This is a genomic window from Vibrio gallicus, from assembly GCF_024346875.1.
Classification (GTDB): domain Bacteria; phylum Pseudomonadota; class Gammaproteobacteria; order Enterobacterales; family Vibrionaceae; genus Vibrio; species Vibrio gallicus.
Genome location: NZ_AP024872.1, coordinates 77,355 through 102,314, shown reverse-complemented (window position 1 = coordinate 102,314; position 24,960 = coordinate 77,355). Strand labels below are relative to the sequence as shown.

The following is a 24,960-nucleotide window of genomic DNA, read 5'->3' as shown; positions in this document are numbered from 1 at the left end:
CAGCAAATCCCGAGCACCCAAAGACCCCGGCTTAAAATACCACCGGGGTGACGAAGTAGAAGCGGTTCTGTGGTTCTATGGCTCTTTGGTCCTGTGGGACACATCATCGATACATCGATTCATCGCTACGCTCCACAAGCACCACACCTTAAAGCCGTCATCCCCGCGCAGGCGGGGTGACGGTGTAGAACGATTCTAGAACCCAGTTCTAACGCCTATCCATGATGATTTCCCCAATCTGTCGTATCAAGGTGATCATGGTGATGCTTGGTTGGGTCATCGTCTTGATGATGATGCACATCGTCCGCATTTGCGATTGTTGAATCATCTACAGGCAGGCCGTGCTCATCCAATGCAGGAGCTGCGCTGTCTTGATTCAGAACTATGTCTAAATCTTGCGGCAGTGCGTGGTCTGCTGTTTGGCTGTGATCTGGTTGAGCTAAGCCAAGATGGTCTAAATACGTTTGCGCGCCAGAATGACTATCCGCACCTGTTTGAGCAAGTGACTCTAAGGTTATTGTCACCGTTTCTACTGGCTCATCAGCAGGTGCTGGTTCGTCGGAAGAGCCTATAAGTTGTGGTGCTGTTAACCCATGAGCTGTAGGTATTGCATGCACGTGCATAGTTACATTGGTTTCTGCTGAATCAACATGACCGTCACTAGCCGTTATATGGAATACGACATTATCGTGGTCACTTTGATGCGAGGTAAAGACCAACTTATCGATATCTGCCGCATCAATTTCTTGATTCACTGTGACATGATGTCCATTAAAGGTTAATTCACCCTGACTAGGTAATCCCGTAATTGTAATATGATCCAGTGTGTCCATATCAGAATCTTGGAATGAAAAGTCTGATAGTGAGAACTGGTGCTGTTCTGTCGCTAGCATTGCGATAGGTGCACCTTGACTCACCGTTGGTGCATGGTTGTCGTGACCATATATAGTTACATCCACCGTAAATGGAGTACCATCTGCTGAATGTACCGTGACCGAATCCGTAACACTTTGACCTGCTACAAGGTTATGGATGGTAGGGTTATGCTGGTCTGTCAGTGTATATTTAAACTGACCATCCGTTAACATATCAAACTCACCATATGTTCCATGCAACCCTGTCGCAGCTTTAAAATGCTCTTGTGCATGACCATCTACATCAGTGATAAGCAAGCGCCCTGCTGTAGTTGGGTGCTGTCCAGTCGTAGGTAATATAACTCCTGATTCCAGCTTAATATGTGCCGCGTCATTCTCCGCTGTCACTGTCATGCTAGCAGTCGTATTTGTAGTACCACCATGTCCATCTGCCACTTGGTAGCTAAATACAACTGGGCCATGATAGTTGGCTTGAGGCTTAAAGCTCCATGTTCCATCATGATTATGGGTAATCGAACCGTAATCCACAGTTAAGCCTGTGACATGTAAGGTGTCATGGTCATCATCATGTGCATTCGCAAGCAGTTGTTGCTCGGTTAACGTAACCGAGTGGTCTTCATGGTCCGCAGTAAGTGATACTGGCTTAGAAACACTAGGCGCATCATTCACACTGGCAATATCAAAGGTCGCAGTTTGATCAGCAGTTCCGCGATGGCCGTCAGATATCTTGTAATGAAGAGTTTCTTTGCCATGGTAGTTCGAATCTGGATAGTACATAAATTTATGACTACGAGCATCATACTTCACATCACCATGGTCTGCGGTTACTAAGTGATTCAATACTGTCAAACTATCGTGGTCGACATCTGTCGCACCTTTCAATAGATCAGATGAGGTGAAAATCTTAAACCCATCTTCATCTATACCAGCTAAAGCTGGAGCTGCATGCGCGACAGGAGCATCGTTTACTGAGTTAACAGTCATGGTGGCATGCGTTTGAACCTTAGAGCCAGAGCTATCAGTGACGTCATAGGTAAAGGTTTCGCGGCCATGATAATCATGATCTGGTTGGTACTTGAAATGACCATTCTTATCCACTGTCACGTGACCGTGCGCAGCATGGACATTGGCTACAGTTAATGTATCGCCACTATCAATATCGGTTGCATGTTTGAGTAATTGCGTTGTGTCTAACGTAATCACTCGATCTTCACGCCCATGTTGACTCATAGTTACATCGCCTGAAACCGTTGGCGCATCATTACTACCAGTTAGGGTAATTACAACATTATGCGAGGTTCCGTCTTTAGCGTGTACACTAAATGTCTCTGTTACCGCTTGTCCTGCTGGAATTTGCTGGAATGCATGCCCATCATCAACCTTATATGTCCAATGCCCATGGGTATCAACACTAAGGTGTCCGTAGCTGCTGCTAGAGAGCCCCGAGTGACCATGAGTATCGGTGTGAGACGGCTGTATATTGCTATTTGCTACCGTCAAACCTGATTCGCCTTGATCAATATCTGTAACCTTCAAGGTGCCAGATACTGATGTTGAAGTTCCATCAACCACCTCACCAACAAGCGTACCACTAAAGGTTGCCGCTTCATTTTTACCGTCTAGAGTCACGGTTATTGTATGCGCGGTACCATCGATGGCATGTACGGTAAAGGTTTCCGTTACATGCTGGCGATTTGGAATTGCTTTCACTCTATCCGCATGATCAACATGGTACTGCCAAAGACCATCATCAGTAATCGATAAATGACCATAAGCATTAGTCGATAAACCACTCTGTGAAGGATGGCTTGAATCCGGAGCTATGCTGCTCTGTGCATGGAAATGATGTTCATTGTGGTCAACATCAGAAATATGCAATTGCTGGGTTGACGATACCGTATGACTATTGACTCTCGAGCTATCAGTCACATGAATAGCACTCGGTCCACTAATCGTTGCAGCATCATTGGTACCCGTGATAACAATTTCTATCTCTTTTGGCTCACTTGTACCGTGATGATTGTCTGTAGCCACTACATGAGCAGTGATTGTTTGATGCTCACCTTTTGCCAAAGCATTGTAGGCGCCATTTTTAGGATCAAATGAGTAGCTACCATCTGAATGTAACACAAATCCTGCTGGTGCATGTGTACCTGACTGCAAGCTATAAGTCATTGAACTTGAATCATTATCTATATCTGTTGCATGCAATTGACCAGTCAATTTAGTGCCGGCTTCAGTAGCAGCTTGACTCGCTACGTGGGCAACAACAGGGGCATTATTTTTACCCACTAGAGTCACTGCTATGGTGTGCGTCGCTGTGCCATCAATAGAGGTTACAGTAAAGTGCTCTACTACTTTTTCCCCTTCATGTAGCTGCTGAACATCACGACGATTATTATCAATGATATATGCCCATGAACCATTTTGTTGAATAGTCAAGGTTCCATAATGATGATTATGTCCAGTAGAGGTTAGTGTCTGGGCCTTGAACCCATCTTCACCATGATCAACATCCGCTACCGTTAATTTACCATTCGCAGTCATCTCATGTTGAGGAGCAACTGTTGATGTCGACGAAGCGAGTTGTTCAGTGACTGCCGCAGTTACACCGCTGTTAACTGTACCCGTTGCCGTACCAGAAATAGTCGCACCATCATTAGTACCGACTATATCTACTACCAATGAATGAGTCGTATGATCAGGAGCACCATCATCGGTTTTTAATGTAAAGTGCTCTTCAAGTTTTTCACCTGCAGCTAAACTTTGAACATGTGAATCAAAGTTTTTCATCAAATGGTACTTCCAGGTTCCTTGCTTATCTATTTCAAGGTAACCATAAGTCCCACTCATGTGACTACTTGCAACAAAGTGCCCCTCACCGCTGTCGCCATCGGTAATATCTAATTTACCTTCAGCAACAAAGGTAGACTTATCATCCTCAGTAGCCGACTCATGTTTAGTATCAACAATTACAGGCTTATCATTGACTGGAGTGACCTTGATTGTGGCTATACCAGAGTCAACCTGCTGTCCTCCACTCACACCGTGTTGACCCGCAAGACTATCGTGCACTGTGTATCTGACCTGCACTTGACCATTAATGTCTTTAGCTGGAGTAAATGTATACCCGCCGTGGCCATCTGATTTTAATGTCCCTTGAGATTTATCTACAAGCTCAACGTCAGTCAACACAATATGCTCATGTGCCCCATCAGTAGCAAAATCAGGGTCAGTTACATGTCCATGATCGGCTGCAGTTCCAGATCCAATAATATCATGAGCAGTAAAGTGTACCGGATGGTCTTCTGATGTTGTTTTAAGCGCAAAGTTAGCTGCCACTGGCTTATCATTAACAGAATCAATGCTTAATGTTGCTTTTACTAACTTGGTCTCAAGACCATCAGAGATACCGTAGGTAAACTCAACCGGACCATGGTAGTCCCCCTCAGGAACAAACTTATAGACACCATTGCCTTGGTCAGTAAAGGTTCCGTGACCACCAACAACCTTAATATTGACAACATGTAGTGGATCTTTTTCTGCATCCTTAGCATGCGCCAACGCAATCAAATCAACTGAACCCGCTTGGGTTGCAACATGCCCTTGACCAATAGAAGTACCATCGATCTGAACTGTAAGGTCTTCATCACTATGACCAAGATTCACATGAGAATCTGCTGTTGGTGCTGTATTTCTTCCGTGTACTGTCATGTGAATTGGCACAATAACATTGCCACCATGACCATCTGATACCAATACTTTAGCAGTGACATCGCGGGTTTCACTTGGTTTCAAGCCATTTAGAATTGGGTCACTATGAGTTGGCTGATAAGTGTAATGCCCCTTATTATCTATAGTGAAGCCTTGCAATGCATTGGATGGATCAACCGCATAGATTACATGGTCATTGTGATCGACATCAGTTGCTTTTAAGTCCCCTTCAAGGTGCATTTTATCGACTTCAACAATGGCCTTATTTTGCGCCAATGCGTGTGAGGTCCCTTGCTCAAACACCTGAATATTTTCTTGGCCTGTAACAACTGGCTTGTCGTTACTACCATGAATCGTGATAGTGATATCTTGATGGCCCGAGTGTGCACTCTCAATCGCAATATGATCGGTTAGTACATCACCTTCACTTAATTGGTTAACCGGATCGGTTAGACCAGTATGTGGATACAGGTGATATTCCCAATCTCCATCGGGTTTTACCGTCAAGTAACCATATGTACCAGGGCTGTGGTTCGCCCCTTGAACACCATGCGCTTGGGCATCGCTTGGTGATTTTGCTTGTACATGACCTGTCGCTTTCAAATGGTGTTGGTCATTGTGTGCGTCTGTATAAGAGCTTCCGCCATCCTCATTGACACCACCTGTTAAGTCACCCGTAATTTTATCAATATCTGATACTGGTGGTTTAGGTGTTGACGTTTGGCTCGATGTTGAAGTCCCGCTAGGTGCAGGAGTAGATGTTGGCGCTTGCTTATTACCATTATTATGCGGATCTGAATCTACATGTATTGTAGAAGTAGCAACAGTTTGCGCATGACCATCGGTCACTTTATAAGCGATAGTTACATCTTTGCCACTTGCGGCCGTGCTAGGGTGGAAAATATAGCCACCGTTACCGTCTTCATCAATGTGCCCCAGTGACGGATCAAGTACCTGTACATCAGTATGCTGGTGTTGCGTACCGACCTTAAAGATACTCAAGTCATCACCATCAGGATCGGTTGCAGATGCAACTAAAACACCCTCTTGGAATGTTAAAGAGTTTTGATGTTGACCAACCGTACCTAAGCTTGGTATCGGGTGATCGATTACTGGTGCATCATTGGTACCTGTTACGACAACCGAGACCACGCGCGTATCTTTGCCGCCATGCCCATCAGTCACTTGAATCTTGATATCAAAGGTTAGGGTCTCACCTTCTTTCAGATAGTTGTATGCTGGGTTTGTTCTATCAAATCGATACTTACCACTTGTTTCAAGGGTCAATCCCGGTACGTGATGAGATGATACATGCTGCAAGAAACTTGCCGGCAAATGTTTCTCATCATTAAATCCTACTAAACTAAAGGTCTGGTGGTCGCGAACATCAGGGTCAGTTGCGATAAATTGCCCTTCAACAAACTTATGATGACCTTGAGCTGATTTGTCGTTTGCATTCGCTTCTGTAGCCGTAATTTGATCTGCCACGGTAATAATTGGTTGATCATTAGTGCCATGGATACGAATGGTTAACGTTGCTTCGGTACCATCTACAGAGTGAACCTTAATCGAGTCGGTAATTTCTTGACCCTGACTTAGTGCCTGAACGGCAGGCGAAGTAGGGTTAAGGTGATATTCCCATTCCCCTTTGGTATTGATTTTGGCAAAACCATGGGTTCCTTGAATACTACTTTCTGCTTTAAAGTGGTCTTCATTAAGGTCTGGATCGGTTACGGTTAATGTACCTGAGACATCTGAATGCGTGCGATCTGTCACCTCAGGTAGGTGAGGTGAATGAGGAACATGAATCACTGCCGGATCTTGGATCGGATCAATTTTTATGGTTGCGCTGCCAGGAACGGCTTGTGCATGCCCAGAAGCCTGACCGAATGCCGTTCCTTCATCGATATATTCAAATGTAAATCGAACATCACCACCACCTTTATGACTGTTCCAATCAGGGTCTGGTGTAAAGGTCCAGCTGCCTCCAGCATTCTCAACCAAGGTGCCTTGGCCATGTGCTAACTTAACCGTGCCTGGTACCAACTCAATATCATGGTTGCTTGAACCTGGATTATCAATATCGTGGGTATTTTTAAGTAGATCCTGCACCGTAAAGGTCACCGAACCTGAATCTTCATGAACATGACTTAATTCAGTATGGCCTTGAATTGGTCTATCATTTTGTGGCGTAACTACGATCTCACCGTCTGTTACCATGGTATGGCCACGACCATCTTCGATCTTGTATTGTAGTTTTACATTGCCGTTGAAGTCTTTATCTGGCGTGTATTGATAATTCCCCATCCCCAAGTCAACAATGGAGCCATGAGTCTTACCATCTGCTCCTGCGACAATTTGCACGCCAGAAATAGCCATTGTATCCCCATCAGGGTCCACAATAAATTGGTGGTTATTACCAGCAAGGTCTGCAGCAGAAAACTTCAATACACCATCTTCCAGCACCTGTAACGGGTGCTGCTGGATAACCTCAGGTAAATCGTTTCGTCCGTGTACGGTAAAGTGCAGCTCTCTAGTATTTTCACCACCATATTGATCAATAACCTGCACTTTTATCGTAACATCCTCGGTTTGACCTACCTGAAGATGTTGATACGCAGATACGCCTGCGTTGAACTCAAACGAGCCCGTCTTCGGATCTAACAGCAAATCTGGGCGGTTGATTCGATTACCGTGATCGTCGACAGTATAGAATTCATGCACGTCACCCGTTGGGTGTATTGGTGAGATCTTGTCATCTATATCTGAGTATTCAATCTTGCCCGAAACAATATGGTCTTCTACAACATTAACTCTCGATAATGCATCGTGAGTAACTGAATAATGATTGCTCGCACTCTCCTTAGAGCCACTCTCATTAAGCTCACTCAAGATCTTAGCATTGGTTATTTTAGGCTGATCATTAGTACCAGTAATTGTGAGATCAAGGGTTTGCTGGGTTGTACCACCTTGTGCATCTGTTACGGTTACCACTACATGCTCTAGGTGCGATGCACCTTGCGATAGATGCTGCAATATCTGGGCATTGGTATGTACAGAAATAACCCCACTATTCTTATCGATTGTTACCCACTGACCGACATTATGCCTTCCACTATCAGCGTGAGAATCTATGCTGTAAGTAAAGTGAGTGTCATCGACATCGGAAACTTTCGGCAACGCTACAGTTTGAACCTGACTATGCGAAGCACCTTTACTTGAGTCTTCTGCAAAAGATGCCGGCTGATATGCAGCTAATACTGGATTATCATTGCTGCCATGTACCGTTACTACGATATCTTGCTTAATCGATTGCCCTGAAGAGTCTGTCACTAGCATAGTAAAGTGCTCTTGAGGGTTGTCATTGCCGGTTAATTTCTGAGTGGCATCTTTACTATCATCAAGTTGATATGTCCAGTGTCCATGCTGGTCGATAGTGATAGCGCCGTAGGCACCTTCTTTGGTAGTTGTACCTGTCGTTGCACCCTGTACTGACCACACTAGAGTTCCATCATTGTTATCTGGGTCAGTTGCGGTCAAATCTCCGTGGATAATAGCAACACCAGCTTGAGCATTGGCAGTACCACCTGCCTCTGTTACAGCCCCAGCATGCGAACCTGTAATAACTGGCACATCATTGCTACCGGTTAAGGTAATAACAACCTGATGAGATACCGGTGTGTTTGACGAATCTGTATCCGTTACAGTAAAGGTTTCAGTTGCTATTTCGCCTTCATGTAAGCTATCCGCTTTGTGATTATCTAGTTTATAAACCCACTTACCTGAATCTTGGTCAATGCTTAGTGAGCCATAAGTGCCATGAGATTGAGTAACAGCCCAATGAGCTGGGTCACCTTTGTCTTCATCATGTGCTTGTAAAGTACCGGTAATAGTGTCGATACCTGCTTCAGCAACTTTATGATGAGCAGTATTTGCGTGCGAACCCGCTTCAACAACAGCTCCAGTATCACCCTGTCCCTTCACTATTTCCGGAACATGGTTGGTACCATTGATACGAATAGTAATCGTGTGCTCGGTGCCATCTGCGGCAAGCACTTTAAACGTGTCATCGATGTGGTCGCTATCTTTAAGCTCTTGTACTTTGCGTAAAGAGTTATCAACCACATAATTCCATTTACCATCAGCATCAATATTCAACGTACCAAGATGGTTATTATGGCCAGCAAGTAGCGTCGCAGCTTGGAAGTGGTCTTCTCCTGCATCCACATCTGAAATAGTTAATTGACCTGTGGTATGAAGCGTATGGTTTCTTGCTATTTGGGTATCTTCTTTCACCGTACCGGTGTCAGTACCCGCTATTTGAGCCTGATCGTTACTGCCCGTAACCTGGATCTTGACATTGTGATCGACGGTCAAACCGGTACTGTCTTTTAATCGCACAGTAAAGGTTTCTGATTCTATTTCACCTTGGGTTAGAGCTTGAGTCGCACTTAGCGAGTTATCTAGGGTATAAGTCCAACGACCATGCTGATCGACAGTTATATCGCCATAAGTGCCATGGCTAGGGCCAACCAAATTCCAACTCTGAGTATCACCTTGGTCTACATCATGTCCTACAAACTGACCATGCGCCGTTGCTGTACCTGCAATATTATGCCCATCGGATGTAGTACCTTTTTCAACTACTGCACCTACATCGGCGCCCTTATTGAGCGTTATTGTTGGTGCATCTTTAGTACCCGTAATGGTTACAGAAATGGTCTCGGAGGTACCATCAACAGAATGAACCACAAACGTATCAGTATGGGTATCTTTCTCTTGAAGTTGCTGCACTTGGGGTTTGTCGTTGTCGACTTGATAATGCCAATGACCATCTTTATCTATGGCCAACTTGCCCCAGTTTTTCGAATTCGAGCCAACTGATGTCTTAAACTGCTCCTCACCACCTGAAATATTGGTATTAGTATCAATATCACTGATAGTTAAAGTACCAGATGCAGCTAGCTGATGATGAGCGTCTGGGGTTTTATCTTCTATAACTGCGCCTGTAGTAACACCACCAATAACCGCTCTATCGTTGGTGCCCGTAATCGTCACTACTAGATGAGACTCTTTGGAGTTACCCGCTGGATCTATGGTGGTATAGGTTAAGGTATCAGTGATCTGTACACCTTCACCTAACGCTTGAACCTTACCGTTTGTGTTGTCTAGGTCATAGGTATATGAGCCATCGCGATTAAGGTGCATAGTACCGTATGTACCTGAAATATCGCCGGATAACGAACCGGTGACAACCGTACTTTGAACACCATGTGCATCGGCTTCAAGGTTAACATGCCCAGAAACAGTGGTTTTGGTTTCTTCTTTAACCGCATTGGTTACATCAGTAGCCGTATTCTGAGTATCTTTATAGATAGTTGCCGTTTCAGTGGCATGGTTTCCGGCGGTATCAACAGATGTTGCCGTAACCGTTAATTCACCCTCAGCTAGGCTTGAAAGGTCGATACCACTGATATCAAACGAACCATCAGAGTGAAGATTCACATGAGTGAGGTCTAGCGTTACTTTCCCGCCATGGGTATCAGAGATAACAAGTGCAGTTAACTCTCCGTCAGAGTCAAGATGACCCGATATTTGGTTAAGGTCGCCGTCAATCTCAGCCTTATCTAAGAAGCTATCCTTGCCGAACACACCTGATGAAGTATCTTTGATGCCAACATCAACATGTGTTTGAGTATCAACCGTGTAACTGATACTAGTTGGGCCCGACACATTACCGGCAACGTCCGTTTGGCGTACCAAGGCTGTATATTGACCATCAACTTGTTGGCCAAGGTTATCTACCCAGGTTTTTCCTCCATCAATAGAGTACTCAATATGTGCACCGCTTTCGGTGCCCGTTACTTCCAATTCACCGTGTTGAGTAATATGGTCAGTATTGCTTGAACCGGTATCTGTTTTAAGCTCTACCTGCGGCGCTGCCACTTTGGTATCAAGGGTAAAGGTTAAGTCGGTTGGCTTAGACTCATTACCCGCAACGTCAACCTGCTTCACACTGACCGAATTACTGCCTTCAATAGGCGTAAAGCTGTTGGTCCATGTATGACCGCCATCCACTGAATACAGTGTATGGGCACCGGTTTCTTGACCTGTGATGGTTAATTGACCATTACTGGTGATCAGATCACTCGATGAAGAGCCTGTATCTGTCGTCAATTGCAAGCCAAGTTGCGCCGGTGGCGTAGTATCTATCGTGGTAGTAATAGGGGTACTTGGTGGCGATTGGTTGCCAGCAATATCCGTGGCAATAGCGATAATGCTGTGCGGACCATCGGTTTGCTGTGGCGGCGTATAGCTAAATGAACCACTCTTATCTGCGGTAACCTGACCCACATGCTTGCCATCAATGCTGATGTCAACTAATGCACCCGGCTCTGTAGTACCGATAATTGGTGGCGTGTTGTCTTTGTTGTGATCCGCATTTGGGATCGGCGTTAGCGTTGGTGGCAATGGTGGTGCAAGGTCAGCGCTTGGCGCGGTATTTGACAGGTCTGTTGAGCTGTTACCCGCTTTATCCGTTAGGCTAGCTGTGATTGTCTCATCTGGGTGTACCTCAGTCTCAACATGCTGGTCTTTAATATTTTGACCGGTCAACGTGTGTTGCACGCCATTAATGGTCAGAACATCACCAATTTGAGCATCCGTTGGCAAGCCAATCGTGGCCGTTATCGTACCATCAGTGCCGACTTCGTTGATGTTATAGATGCTATCAATGCCCGTACCTTCAAAGGTAATACTGGTTGGCGCACCAACGTGAGTATCGACCGACAATTGATGGGATATGGTCGAGCTTGGGTTACCCGCTTTGTCTTGCACGTTGGCTTGGATATCTAACGATCCGTCCGGAAGCTTAGCCACGTCAGGTTGTGGAACTATAGTGCTCCAGCCACCTTTGCCATCAACAGTGGCATGATAGGTGTTTCCGTTAAGCTCAACATCAACAATCTGACCTGCTTCGATACCTGTTACCGTACCGGAGATGACTAATGGCGATTGCGTCTCTTGCGCATTCACCACGTTATCAACCGATAGAGTTGGATCAATAGCAATAGTACCCGGATGTGTATCTAAGGTCGCTGTACCTGTACCAGTACTAGTGTTACCTGCTTGGTCGGTTGCCGTTGCATGCACGGTTAGTTCACCATCTACTAGGCCCGCTTTCGATAAATCAACCTTGCTTAGGCTAAATTTACCTGTTGAATCGAGCGTTGCTGTAGTTGGATCGAGCGTCGCAGTGTGACCTTGACTGTCTGTAACCGTTAATCCAGTTAGGGTCTCAGTGCCATCACTATGGTCAATAGTTCCGGTAATAGATACATGATGCGACTCCTCTTCATCAATTAAGTGATTTGGATGCGCAGTACTGCCGATTGTACCATCGGTCATATCAACGGTAGTTGGCGCAATACTGGTATCAATATTGGTATCAATAGACGTCGGTGCTGACGTATTACCGTGGGTATCGGTTGAGGTTGCGCTTACCTTGCCGCCATCAGGTAGATCTTGGGTTGGCGTAAAGCTAAATGACCCACCTTGACCTGTGATAGTGCTACCTAAAAGATGACCATTTTCATCGGTAAAGCTAATAGTACTGCCCGGCTCACTGGTGCCTGTAAAGGTCGGGGTTTTATCATTATCAATTGGAACATCTGTCAATTTCGGCGCTGTTGGCAGCGCCGTATCCATTAATGTGTTACCAGTATTGATTGACTCATTACCCGCTGGATCTACTGCCGTAGCAGTAATGGTTAATTGACCATCGGTAAGTGATGTTAGATCGATGCCATTAGCAGTGAAATGACCCGTCTGGTCAACCGCAATCGAAGCAACAGGTACTATTAGCTGATGATTCTGAGTATCTGTGATAACCACTGAAGTTAGTACAGCGGTTGGATCAATACTACCTGTGATCTCAGCATTGCCTTTTTCACTAGCGTTGATAACACCATCTGTATTTGAACCGCTGTCTGTCAGCGCTATCTGAGTCTGATCAATTTGCGTGTCTAGAGTGGCTGTACCAGTACCAGTACTAGTGTTACCTGCTTTATCGATCGCCGTTGCATGTACGGTTAGCTCACCATCTACAAGGCCCGCTTTCGATATATCAACCTTACTTAAGCTAAATACACCGGTTTGTTTATCAAGTGTTACATGACTTAAATCGACCTTCACTGTGTGGTTATGGCCGTCGGTAACCGTGACTTCTGTTAGTTTCTCAGTACCATCGACATGGTCAATTGTTCCGGTAATAGAGACATGATGCGACTCTTCTTCATCAATTAAGTGATTTGGATGCGCGGTACTGCCGGTTGTACCGTCGGTCATATCAACGGTAGTTGGCGCAATACTGGTATCAATATTGGTATTAATAGACGTCGGTGCTGATGTATTACCGTGGGTATCGGTTGAGGTTGCGCTTACCTTGCCGCCATCAGGTAGATCTTGGGTTGGCGTAAAGCTAAATGACCCACCTTGACCTGTGATAGTACTACCTAAAAGATGACCATTTTCATCGGTAAAGCTAATAGTACTGCCCGGCTCACTGGTGCCGGTAAAGGTTGGGGTTTTATCATTATCAATTGGAACATCTGTCAATTTCGGCGCTGTTGGCGGCGCCGTATCCATTAATGTGTTACCAGTATTAGTTGACTCATTACCCGCTGGATCTACTGCGGTAGCAGTAATGGTTAATTGACCATCGGTAAGTGATGTTAGATCGATGCCATTGGCAGTAAAATGACCCGTCTGGTCAACCGCAATCGAAGCAACAGGTACTATTAGCTGATGATTCTGAGTATCTGTGATAACCACAGAAGTTAGTTCAGCGGTTGGATCAATACTACCTGTGATCTCAGCATTGCCTTTTTCACTAGCGTTGATAACACCATCTGTATTTGAACCGCTGTCTATCAGCGCTATCTGAGTCTGATCAATTTGCGTGTCTAGAGTGGCTGTACCAGTTCCAGTACTAGTGTTGCCTGCTTGGTCGGTTGCCGTTGCATGCACGGTTAGCTCACCATCTACTAGGCCCGCTTTCGATAAATCAACCTTGCTTAGGCTAAATTTACCTGTTGAATCGAGCGTTGCTGTAGTTGGATCGAGCGTCGCAGTGTGACCTTGACTGTCTGTAACCGTTAATCCAGTTAGGGTCTCAGTGCCATCACTATGGTCAATAGTTCCGGTAATAGATACATGATGCGACTCCTCTTCATCAATTAAGTGATTTGGATGCGCAGTACTGCCGATTGTACCATCGGTCATATCAACGGTAGTTGGCGCAATACTGGTATCAATATTGGTATCAATAGACGTCGGTGCTGACGTATTACCGTGGGTATCGGTTGAGGTTGCGCTTACCTTGCCGCCATCAGGTAGATCTTGGGTTGGCGTAAAGCTAAATGACCCACCTTGACCTGTGATAGTACTACCTAAAAGATGACCGTTTTCATCGGTAAAGCTAATAGTACTGCCCGGCTCACTGGTGCCGGTAAAGGTTGGGGTTTTATCATTATCAATTGGAACATCTGTCAATTTCGGCGCTGTTGGCGGCGCCGTATCCATTAATGTGTTACCAGTATTAGTTGACTCATTACCCGCTGGATCTACTGCGGTAGCAGTTACCGTCAACTGACCATCAGTAAGTGATGATAAATCAACGCCGTTAGCTGTAAAGTCACCATTAGCGCCAACCATGACTGAATTTAATGGTACATCAATAGTATGCTTGCCATCGGTAACCGTAAGTACCGTTAACGTAGCCGTTGGATCGATAGTGCCAGTGATTACGGCGTGGGTTTGCTCGTTGTAATTGATAACACCATCAAAGTTTGCACCTGCACCACCATCAACTAACTTAACCGTAGTCTGATCAATTGAGGTATCAATCGTAAGATCATGGGTTGCAGGTTTTGCTTCATTTCCAGCAAGGTCTGTCACCGTTGCCGTAATTGTCGGCGTAGTTCCGTCCGGTAGTTTCGCAAGATCAACCACAGGGACATCTGTGGTCCATGTGTGATCAGGCTGCACTATTGCATGATATTGCTGACCATTAAACTCAATTGTTACTTGCTGACCAGCTTCAATCTCAGTAGTAGTACCTGAAATGGTTAGCGGTAATTGTGTTTCCTTAGCATTAATCACGTTATCGCCGCCAAGGGTGGTATCAATTGAGATTGTGCCTGGGTGCGTATCTAACTGCGCAATAGAAGTGCCTGTTTTACTGTTCCCGGCAAGGTCTGTCGCGGTCGCATGTACCGTAAGTTGACCGTCTACAAAGCCATAACTAGATAGATCTACCCCTGTAAGAGTAAACTTACCTGTTGTTGGATCTAAAGTTACTAAAGTAGGGTCTAAGGTTGCAATATTCCCATTAGTATCAGTGACCGTTAAGCCAGTCAGTTCAGTAATTACACCGCTATGGTCAATTTCCCCTGAGATATCAACATGCGTTAGCTCTGTTGCCGAAATATCCGTATTCGGGTTGGTTGTAGTGCCTTTACTTCCGTCGGTTAGGCTAACTATCGGAGTATCTATATCCGTATCAATAGTCAGTTGCAATGGCGTTGGAGTATCAACTGCATGAGTCGATGATGGAGCCATCGCATGGCCAGTAATAGAGTGCAGTTCACCACTAACGCTTCCTGAAAGCTGAGAAAGCGTAACACTAAAGTCTCCATCCTTGTTCGAGGTCGTCTTCGCTACCTCATTACCATTATTATCAACCAAGCTTATAACTGAGAACGGAACACCTGAATGCCCAGTTATGGTTGGGGTATCGATATTGGTAATACCATCAGTATGACTACTACCAGTATCGGTTGTCGGATCGATATGCAGCTCATCTAACTTATTGTTAGGTGGTGTTATTTTTGGAATATTAGGCTGATTATCTAGTAGCTGTGGCACTTGATTTAGCTTAGGTGTCAATACAGCAGGATCACCATCTTTAGCTGGTTCGCTAACCAACATACTAGGTTCAAACGTCAGGTATTTAGTGGATGTGCCACCATGGTTATCTGAAGTACTAACTTCAAAGAACTCTTTACCATGATAAACACCCTGATTATCAATACTCATTCCCGCAACAGACTGGTGTTGTATATAAGTATATTTACCCGTTGCGGTATCAAGTACTAAGTCACCAAACTGACCGGTAAAGGTTTGAGTTGTACCAGAAACAGTACCGCCGGTTACCGCATAAGTATGTGTATCCGTTGTATCAACATCCGTATTTGAAAGAGAGCCATGGGTATGATCTCCACCATTGTCGGTAAATGTTACAACTGGTGCGTCATTGGTACCATCAATGCGAATAACTAAATTCTGTGATTGACTCACACCATGATTATGGTCGGTGGCAATAACCGGAATAACCAGAGTCTCATGCTCACCTTCAGCCAAATGGTCAAAACTCTTATCAGTAGGATCCAGCGTATAACTGCCGTCACTACCTAAGGTAAATCCAGGGTGCGTAAACGTCGTACTGTAAGTAGCAGTGTCACCGTGATCCACATCTGTGGAAGTAATGGTGCCGGTTATCGCGTTGTCCCCTTCATTTACAGTACGTGATGCGATATGACTGACTACTGGGTTATCGTTAGTTCCCGTTACCGTGATCTCTACGGTTTCGGTGATTTTAGCGCCTTTATCGTCGGTGATGGTCACCAACATGGATTCGGTGTGGGTTTCACCCGCCGCCAAATCTTGGTGATGCTGGTTGTCTAACGTGTAGGTCCAGGTGCCCGAACCTTGGTTAAGCGTAAAGTCACCATAGGTGCCGTGATGGCTGCCAGCGGTGTAGGTTAAGACAGAGTTATGATCGACGTCTGTCGCAATCACTTGGCCTTTCGCGCTCAGCGTGCCGTCTTCGTTGACGTTGCCTGTGTGAGTATCTTTACTCAGTACCGGCTTATCGTTGGTTCCTTCTACGGTCACCACCACTTGTTGCGTGGTAGTCGCGCCTTGGTCGTCAGTTACCGTCACCAACATGGTTTCAGTGTGCGACTCCCCTTGTGCCAGCGCTTGATGGGCGCTGTTGTCTAGGGTGTAGTGCCATTTGCCTGAGCTGGCGTTTAGGGTAAACGCGCCATATTGGCCTTGCAGGTTATCTGGGGTGTAGCTCAATACTGCGTTGTGATCTACATCGCTCGCCGTCACTTGACCGTCCACAAACAAGGTGGCGTCTTCTTTCACGGTTTGCGCTTGCGCGTGACTGGTGATAACCGGCTTATCGTTAGTCCCCGTTACCGTGATCTCTACAGTTTCGGTGATTTTAGCGCCTTTATCGTCGGTAATGGTCACTAACATGGATTCGGTGTGGGTTTCACCCGCCGCCAAATCTTGGTGATGCTGGTTGTCTAACGTGTAGGTCCAGGTGCCCGAACCTTGGTTAAGCGTAAAGTCACCATAGGTGCCGTGCTGGCTGCCAGCGGTGTAGGTTAAGACTGAGTTATGATCGACGTCTGTCGCGATCACTTGGCCTTTCGCCATTAATGTCCCATCTTCAGTCACTGCACCACTGTGGGTGTCTTTACTCAGTACCGGCTTATCGTTGGTCCCTTCTACGGTTACCACCACTTGTTGCGTGGTAGTCGCGCCTTGGTCGTCAGTTACCGTCACCAGCATGGTTTCAGTGTGTGATTCACCTTCAGCAAGCGCTTGATGGGCGCTGTTGTCTAGGGTGTAGTGCCATTTGCCTGAGCTGGCGTTTAGGGTAAACGCGCCATATTGACCTTGCAGGTTATCTGGGGTGTAGCTCAATACTGCGTTGTGATCTACATCGCTCGCCGTCACTTGACCGTCCACAAACAAGGTGGCGTCTTCTTTCACGGTTTGCGCTTGCGCGTGACTGGTGATAACCGGCTTATCGTTAGTCCCCGTTACCGTGATCTCTACGGTTTCGGTGATTTTAGCGCCTTTATCGTCGGTGATGGTCACCAACATGGATTCGGTGTGGGTTTCACCCGCCGCCAAATATTGGTGATGCTGGTTGTCTAACGTGTAGGTCCAGGTGCCCGAACCTTGGTTAAGCGTAAAGTCACCATAGGTGCCGTGATGGCTGCCAGCGGTGTAGGTTAAGACTGAGTTATGATCGACGTCTGTCGCGATCACTTGGCCTTTCGCGCTCAACGTACCGTCTTCGTTGACGTTTCCTGTGTGAGTATCTTTACTCAGTACCGGCTTATCGTTGGTCCCTTCTACGGTCACCACCACTTGTTGCGTGGTAGTCGCGCCTTGGTCGTCAGTTACCGTCACCAGCATGGTTTCAGTGTGCGACTCCCCTTGTGCCAGCGCTTGATGCGCGCTGTTGTCTAGGGTGTAGTGCCATTTGCCTGAGCTGGCGTTTAGGGTAAACGCGCCATATTGGCCTTGCAGGTTATCTGGGGTGTAGCTCAATACTGCGTTGTGATCTACATCGCTCGCCGTCACTTGACCGTCCACAAACAAGGTGGCGTCTTCTTTCACGGTTTGCGCTTGCGCGTGACTGGTGATAACCGGCTTATCGTTAGTCCCCGTTACCGTGATCTCTACGGTTTCGGTGATTTTAGCGCCTTTATCGTCGGTGATGGTCACCAACATGGATTCGGTGTGGGTTTCACCCGCCGCCAAATCTTGGTGATGCTGGTTGTCTAACGTGTAGGTCCAGGTGCCCGAACCTTGGTTAAGCGTAAAGTCACCATAGGTGCCGTGATGGCTGCCAGCGGTGTAGGTTAAGACTGAGTTATGATCGACGTCTGTCGCGATCACTTGGCCTTTCGCGCTCAACGTACCGTCTTCGTTGACGTTGCCTGTGTGAGTATCTTTACTCAGTACCGGCTTATCGTTGGTTCCTTCTACGGTCACCACCACTTGTTGCGTGGTAGTCGCGCCTTTATCGTCAGTTACCGTCACCAGCATGGTTTCAGTATGTGATTCACCTTCAGCAAGCGCTTGATGGGCGCTGTTGTCTAGAGTGTAGTGCCATTTGCCTGAGCTGGCGTTTAGGGTAAACGCGCCATATTGGCCTTGCAGGTTATCTGGGGTGTAGGTCAATACTGCGTTGTGATCTACATCGCTCGCCGTCACTTGACCGTCCACAAACAAGGTGGCGTCTTCTTTCACGGTTTGCGCTTGCGCGTGACTGGTGATAACCGGCTTATCGTTAGCCCCCGTTACCGTGATCTCTACAGTTTCGGTGATTTTAGCGCCTTTATCGTCGGTGATGGTCACCAACATGGATTCGGTGTGGGTTTCACCCGCCGCCAAATCTTGGTGATGCTGGTTGTCTAACGTGTAGGTCCAGGTGCCCGAACCTTGGTTAAGCGTAAAGTCACCATAGGTGCCGTGATGGCTGCCAGCGGTGTAGGTTAAGACAGAGTTATGATCGACGTCTGTCGCAATCACTTGGCCTTTCGCGCTCAGCGTGCCGTCTTCGTTGACGTTGCCTGTGTGAGTATCTTTACTCAGTACCGGCTTATCGTTGGTTCCTTCTACGGTCACCACCACTTGTTGCGTGGTAGTCGCGCCTTGGTCGTCAGTTACCGTCACCAACATGGTTTCAGTGTGCGACTCCCCTTGTGCCAGCGCTTGATGGGCGCTGTTGTCTAGGGTGTAGTGCCATTTGCCTGAGCTGGCGTTTAGGGTAAACGCGCCATATTGACCTTGCAGGTTATCTGGGGTGTAGCTCAATACTGCGTTGTGATCTACATCGCTCGCCGTCACTTGACCGTCCACAAACAAGGTGGCGTCTTCTTTCACGGTTTGCGCTTGCGCGTGACTGGTGATAACCGGCTTATCGTTAGTCCCCGTTACCGTGATCTCTACAGTTTCGGTGATTTTAGCGCCTTTATCGTCGGTGATGGTCACCAACATGGATTCGGTGTGGGTTTCACCCGCCGCCAAATCTTGGTGATGCTGGTTGTCTAACGTGTAGGTCCAGGTGCCCGAACCTTGGTTAAGCGTAAAGTCACCATAGGTGCCGTGCTGGCTGCCAGCGGTGTAGGTTAAGACTGAGTTATGATCGACGTCTGTCGCGATCACTTGGCCTTTCGCCATTAATGTCCCATCTTCAGTCACTGCACCACTGTGGGTGTCTTTACTCAGTACCGGCTTATCGTTGGTCCCTTCTACGGTTACCACCACTTGTTGCGTGGTAGTCGCGCCTTGGTCGTCAGTTACCGTAACCAACATGGTTTCAGTGTGTGATTCACCTTCAGCAAGCGCTTGATGGGCGCTGTTGTCTAGGGTGTAGTGCCATTTGCCTGAGCTGGCGTTTAGGGTAAACGCGCCATATTGACCTTGCAGGTTATCTGGGGTGTAGCTCAATACTGCGTTGTGATCTACATCGCTCGCCGTCACTTGACCGTCCACAAACAAGGTGGCGTCTTCTTTCACGGTTTGCGCTTGCGCGTGACTGGTGATAACCGGCTTATCGTTAGTCCCCGTTACCGTGATCTCTACGGTTTCGGTGATTTTAGCGCCTTTATCGTCGGTGATGGTCACTAACATGGATTCGGTGTGGGTTTCACCCGCCGCCAAATCTTGGTGATGCTGGTTGTCTAACGTGTAGGTCCAGGTGCCCGAACCTTGGTTAAGCGTAAAGTCACCATAGGTGCCGTGATGGCTGCCGGCGGTATAAGTTAGGACTGAGTTATGATCGACGTCTGTCGCGATCACTTGGCCTTTCGCCACTAATGTCCCATCTTCAGTCACTGCATCACTGTGGGTGTCTTTACTCAGTACCGGCTTATCGTTGGTCCCTTCTACGGTTACCACCACTTGTTGCGTGGTAGTCGCGCCTTGGTCGTCAGTTACCGTCACCAGCATGGTTTCAGTGTGCGACTCCCCTTGTGCCAGCGCTTGATGCGCGCTGTTGTCTAGGGTGTAGTGCCATTTGCCTGAGCTGGCGTTTAGGGTAAACGCGCCATATTGGCCTTGCAGGTTATCTGGGGTGTAGGTCAATACTGCGTTGTGATCTACATCGCTCGCCGTCACTTGACCGTCCACAAACAAGGTGGCGTCTTCTTTCACGGTTTGCGCTTGCGCGTGACTGGTGATAACCGGCTTATCGTTAGTCCCCGTTACCGTGATCTCTACGGTTTCGGTGATTTTAGCGCCTTTATCGTCGGTGATGGTCACCAACATGGATTCGGTGTGGGTTTCACCCGCCGCCAAATCTTGGTGATGCTGGTTGTCTAACGTGTAGGTCCAGGTGCCCGAATCTTGGTTAAGCGTAAAGTCACCATAGGTGCCGTGATGGCTGCCAGCGGTGTAGGTTAAGACAGAGTTATGATCGACGTCTGTCGCGATCACTTGGCCTTTCGCCATTAATGTCCCATCTTCAGTCACTGCACCACTGTGGGTGTCTTTACTCAGTACCGGCTTATCGTTGGTCCCTTCTACGGTTACCACCACTTGTTGCGTGGTAGTCGCGCCTTGGTCGTCAGTTACCGTCACCAACATGGTTTCAGTGTGTGATTCACCTTCAGCAAGCGCTTGATGGGCGCTGTTGTCTAGGGTGTAGTGCCATTTGCCTGAGCTGGCGTTTAGGGTAAACGCGCCATATTGACCTTGCAGGTTATCTGGGGTGTAGGTCAATACTGCGTTGTGATCTACATCGCTCGCCGTCACTTGACCGTCCACAAACAAGGTGGCGTCTTCTTTCACGGTTTGCGCTTGCGCGTGACTGGTGATAACCGGCTTATCGTTAGTCCCCGTTACCGTGATCTCTACGGTTTCGGTGATTTTAGCGCCTTTATCGTCGGTGATGGTCACCAACATGGATTCGGTGTGGGTTTCACCCGCCGCCAAATCTTGGTGATGCTGGTTGTCTAACGTGTAGGTCCAGGTGCCCGAATCTTGGTTAAGCGTAAAGTCACCATAGGTGCCGTGATGGCTGCCAGCGGTGTAGGTTAAGACAGAGTTATGATCGACGTCTGTCGCGATCACTTGGCCTTTCGCCATTAATGTCCCATCTTCAGTCACTGCACCACTGTGGGTGTCTTTACTCAGTACCGGCTTATCGTTGGTCCCTTCTACGGTTACCACCACTTGTTGCGTGGTAGTCGCGCCTTGGTCGTCAGTTACCGTCACCAACATGGTTTCAGTGTGTGATTCACCTTCAGCAAGCGCTTGATGGGCGCTGTTGTCTAGGGTGTAGTGCCATTTGCCTGAGCTGGCGTTTAGGGTAAACGCGCCATATTGGCCTTGCAGGTTATCTGGGGTGTAGGTCAATACTGCGTTGTGATCTACATCGCTCGCCGTCACTTGACCGTCCACAAACAAGGTGGCGTCTTCTTTCACGGTTTGCGCTTGCGCGTGACTGGTGATAACCGGCTTATCGTTAGTCCCCGTTACCGTGATCTCTACAGTTTCGGTGATTTTAGCGCCTTTATCGTCGGTGATGGTCACCAACATGGATTCGGTGTGGGTTTCACCCGCCGCCAAATCTTGGTGATGCTGGTTGTCTAACGTGTAGGTCCAGGTGCCCGAACCTTGGTTAAGCGTAAAGTCACCATAGGTGCCGTGCTGGCTGCCAGCGGTGTAGGTTAAGACTGAGTTATGATCGACGTCTGTCGCGATCACTTGGCCTTTCGCCATTAATGTCCCATCTTCAGTCACTGCACCACTGTGGGTGTCTTTACTCAGTACCGGCTTATCGTTGGTCCCTTCTACGGTTACCACCACTTGTTGCGTGGTAGTCGCGCCTTGGTCGTCAGTTACCGTAACCAACATGGTTTCAGTGTGTGATTCACCTTCAGCAAGCGCTTGATGGGCGCTGTTGTCTAGGGTGTAGTGCCATTTGCCTGAGCTGGCGTTTAGGGTAAACGCGCCATATTGACCTTGCAGGTTATCTGGGGTGTAGCTCAATACTGCGTTGTGATCTACATCGCTCGCCGTCACTTGACCGTCCACAAACAAGGTGGCGTCTTCTTTCACGGTTTGCGCTTGCGCGTGACTGGTGATAACCGGCTTATCGTTAGTCCCCGTTACCGTGATCTCTACAGTTTCGGTGATTTTAGCGCCTTTATCGTCGGTGATGGTCACCAACATGGATTCGGTGTGGGTTTCACCCGCCGCCAAATCTTGGTGATGCTGGTTGTCTAACGTGTAGGTCCAGGTGCCCGAACCTTGGTTAAGCGTAAAGTCACCATAGGTGCCGTGATGGCTGCCAGCGGTATAAGTTAAGACTGAGTTATGATCCACATCCGTCGCGATCATTTGTCCACGAGCTAGCAATGTACCGTCTTCGTTGACATTGCCGGTATGCGTATCAGCCTGCAATACGGGCTTATCATTAGTACCTGAAACGGTCACCACAACTTGTTGCGTGGTAGTCGCACCTTTATCATCCGTTACCGTCACCAACATGGTTTCAGTATGTGATTCACCTTCAGCAAGCGCTTGATGATGAGTATTATCAAGTTTATAGGTCCAAGTACCAGCACTGCTATTTAAGGTAAAGTCACCGTATTTACCGTGCAAATTATCCGGGGTATAGGTTAGGACTGCGCCATGATCTACGTCAGTTGCCGTAACTTGGCCGCGCACAAATAATACGTCATCTTCTTTAGTCGCATCATGCTGAGCTTGGCTAGTAATAACCGGGCGGTCATTAGTCCCTTCAACTGTAATCACTACTTGCTGAGTCTTAGAAGACCCATGCTCATCGGTTACGGTAACCAGCATGGTTTCAGTATGCGTCTCGCCTTGTGCTAAAGCTTGGTGTGCGCTGTTATCTAAGGTGTAGTGCCATTTACCTGTACTTGCGTTTAGAGTAAATGCGCCATATTGGCCTTGCAGGTTATCCGGGGTATAAGTTAATACCGCGCCGTGATCCACATCAGAAGCAATGACCTGTCCTTTAACAAATAGAGTGCCATCTTCTTTAACGGTATCTACTTGAGGTTGACTACTAATTACAGGTCTATCATTGGTACCCGTAACTTCGATGCTGACTTGTTGCGTTGTTGTAGCACCATGTTCATCGGTAACAGTGACTAGCATTGTTTCAGTGTGATGCTCACCCTCTGCAAGGGCTTGATCGCCCTTATTATCTAAGGTGTAAGTCCACTTACCTGAACTAGAATTAAGTGAAAACAGACCATATTGGCCTTGTAGATCATCGGGGGTATAGGTCAATACTGCGCCATGATCCACGTCCGAGGCTGTCACTTGGCCTCTTACAAATAACACATCATCTTCTTTGGTGTCATCGTGCTGAGCTTGACTGGTTATAACCGGAATGTCGTTAGTACCTTCAACGGTTACCGTAACATCAAGTCCTTTAGCTAAGCCGAAAATATTCGTTGCGGTAACATGCATTACCTCAGTATGGGTCTCACCTTGAGCAAGGTCTTGATGATGCGCACTATCTAGCTTGTAACGCCACTCACCCGTGTCTTTATCGAGTTCGAACTCACCGTACTTACCTTGCAAATGGTCGGCAGAAAACGAAATTGCTACGCCTGATTCACGGTTATGAATGTCTACAGTGCCTTGGGTAACTGTCACCGTATCTTCAACTACCGTACCACTTTGAGTTGTACCACCAATCGGATATTGAACATGTGAGCCGCCGGTATTTGAATTCGATACAGGTGCAATAACTGGCAATACAGTACCATTTGAAACAGCAAAACCGCTTCCTAGACCAACAACTACTGGAGTAATTGCATTGCCATAGTTAGAGGTATGATGAAAATGATGGCTGCCGGTACTTTGAAAATAGCCTTTGGGATGCTCTGCCGGCTCACCTGCAACTGGAACAGGTTGAGGGTGTACCTGTTGTTCTCCTGCAACGGGAGTAGCTACATATGGGGCAGCCTCTTCATGAGGTGCCACATACGGGGTATGATCGATATGAGAGCTAGGATGAAGCTCAGAAGGTACGGACTCCGCGGAATACGAAGGTAATATCAATGACAGCATTGATGCGGGTTCGACATACCGTTGAGATGCTCTGAACTCTCGAGCTTTTTTCCCTTTAGGACTATCTGTAGCTTTTATCTGCTCGTTAGTCTCAGGTTGCTCGATGTTCTTGCTTTCGTTTTTGCCATCAATGGTCATGAATGTTCCGCCCAATATCATCAGTAAATTTAACGCATCGTATCTATACTTCACTTACAATTCAGACGCTTAAGTCTGAACTTGAGTATCTACTAAGTTTAGTACCAACAATGTCGATGTGAGTACCTTTAAACCGCATTAATATGCAATTTAGATACTCGCCAACTGTAGACTGTATAAAAAAGATGGACTTAATACAGCTCTCTTTTTCAAAATCTTATTTTTTACTTAATGTAAGCTATTGAAATAGTTAAAAAATCAACTAGGTTGCATATGATATGTACATTTGTGGGTTGATGAAAAA

1 protein-coding gene is annotated in these 24,960 nt (G+C 47.0%); it reads right to left on the bottom strand.

Annotated features, from left to right (window positions below; genetic code table 11):
- Positions 1 to 215: 215 nt before the first annotated feature.
- On the bottom strand, positions 216 to 24,656 hold the full coding sequence (locus OCU28_RS12230) for a VCBS domain-containing protein (protein WP_261817970.1): 24,441 nt from the start codon (positions 24,654 to 24,656) through the stop codon (positions 216 to 218).
- Positions 24,657 to 24,960 lie beyond the last annotated feature (304 nt).

Coding starts and splice junctions, on each gene's coding strand:
- OCU28_RS12230 (WP_261817970.1), bottom strand. CDS start 24,656: ATGACCATTGATGGCAAAAACGAAAGCAAGAACATCGAGCAACCTGAG.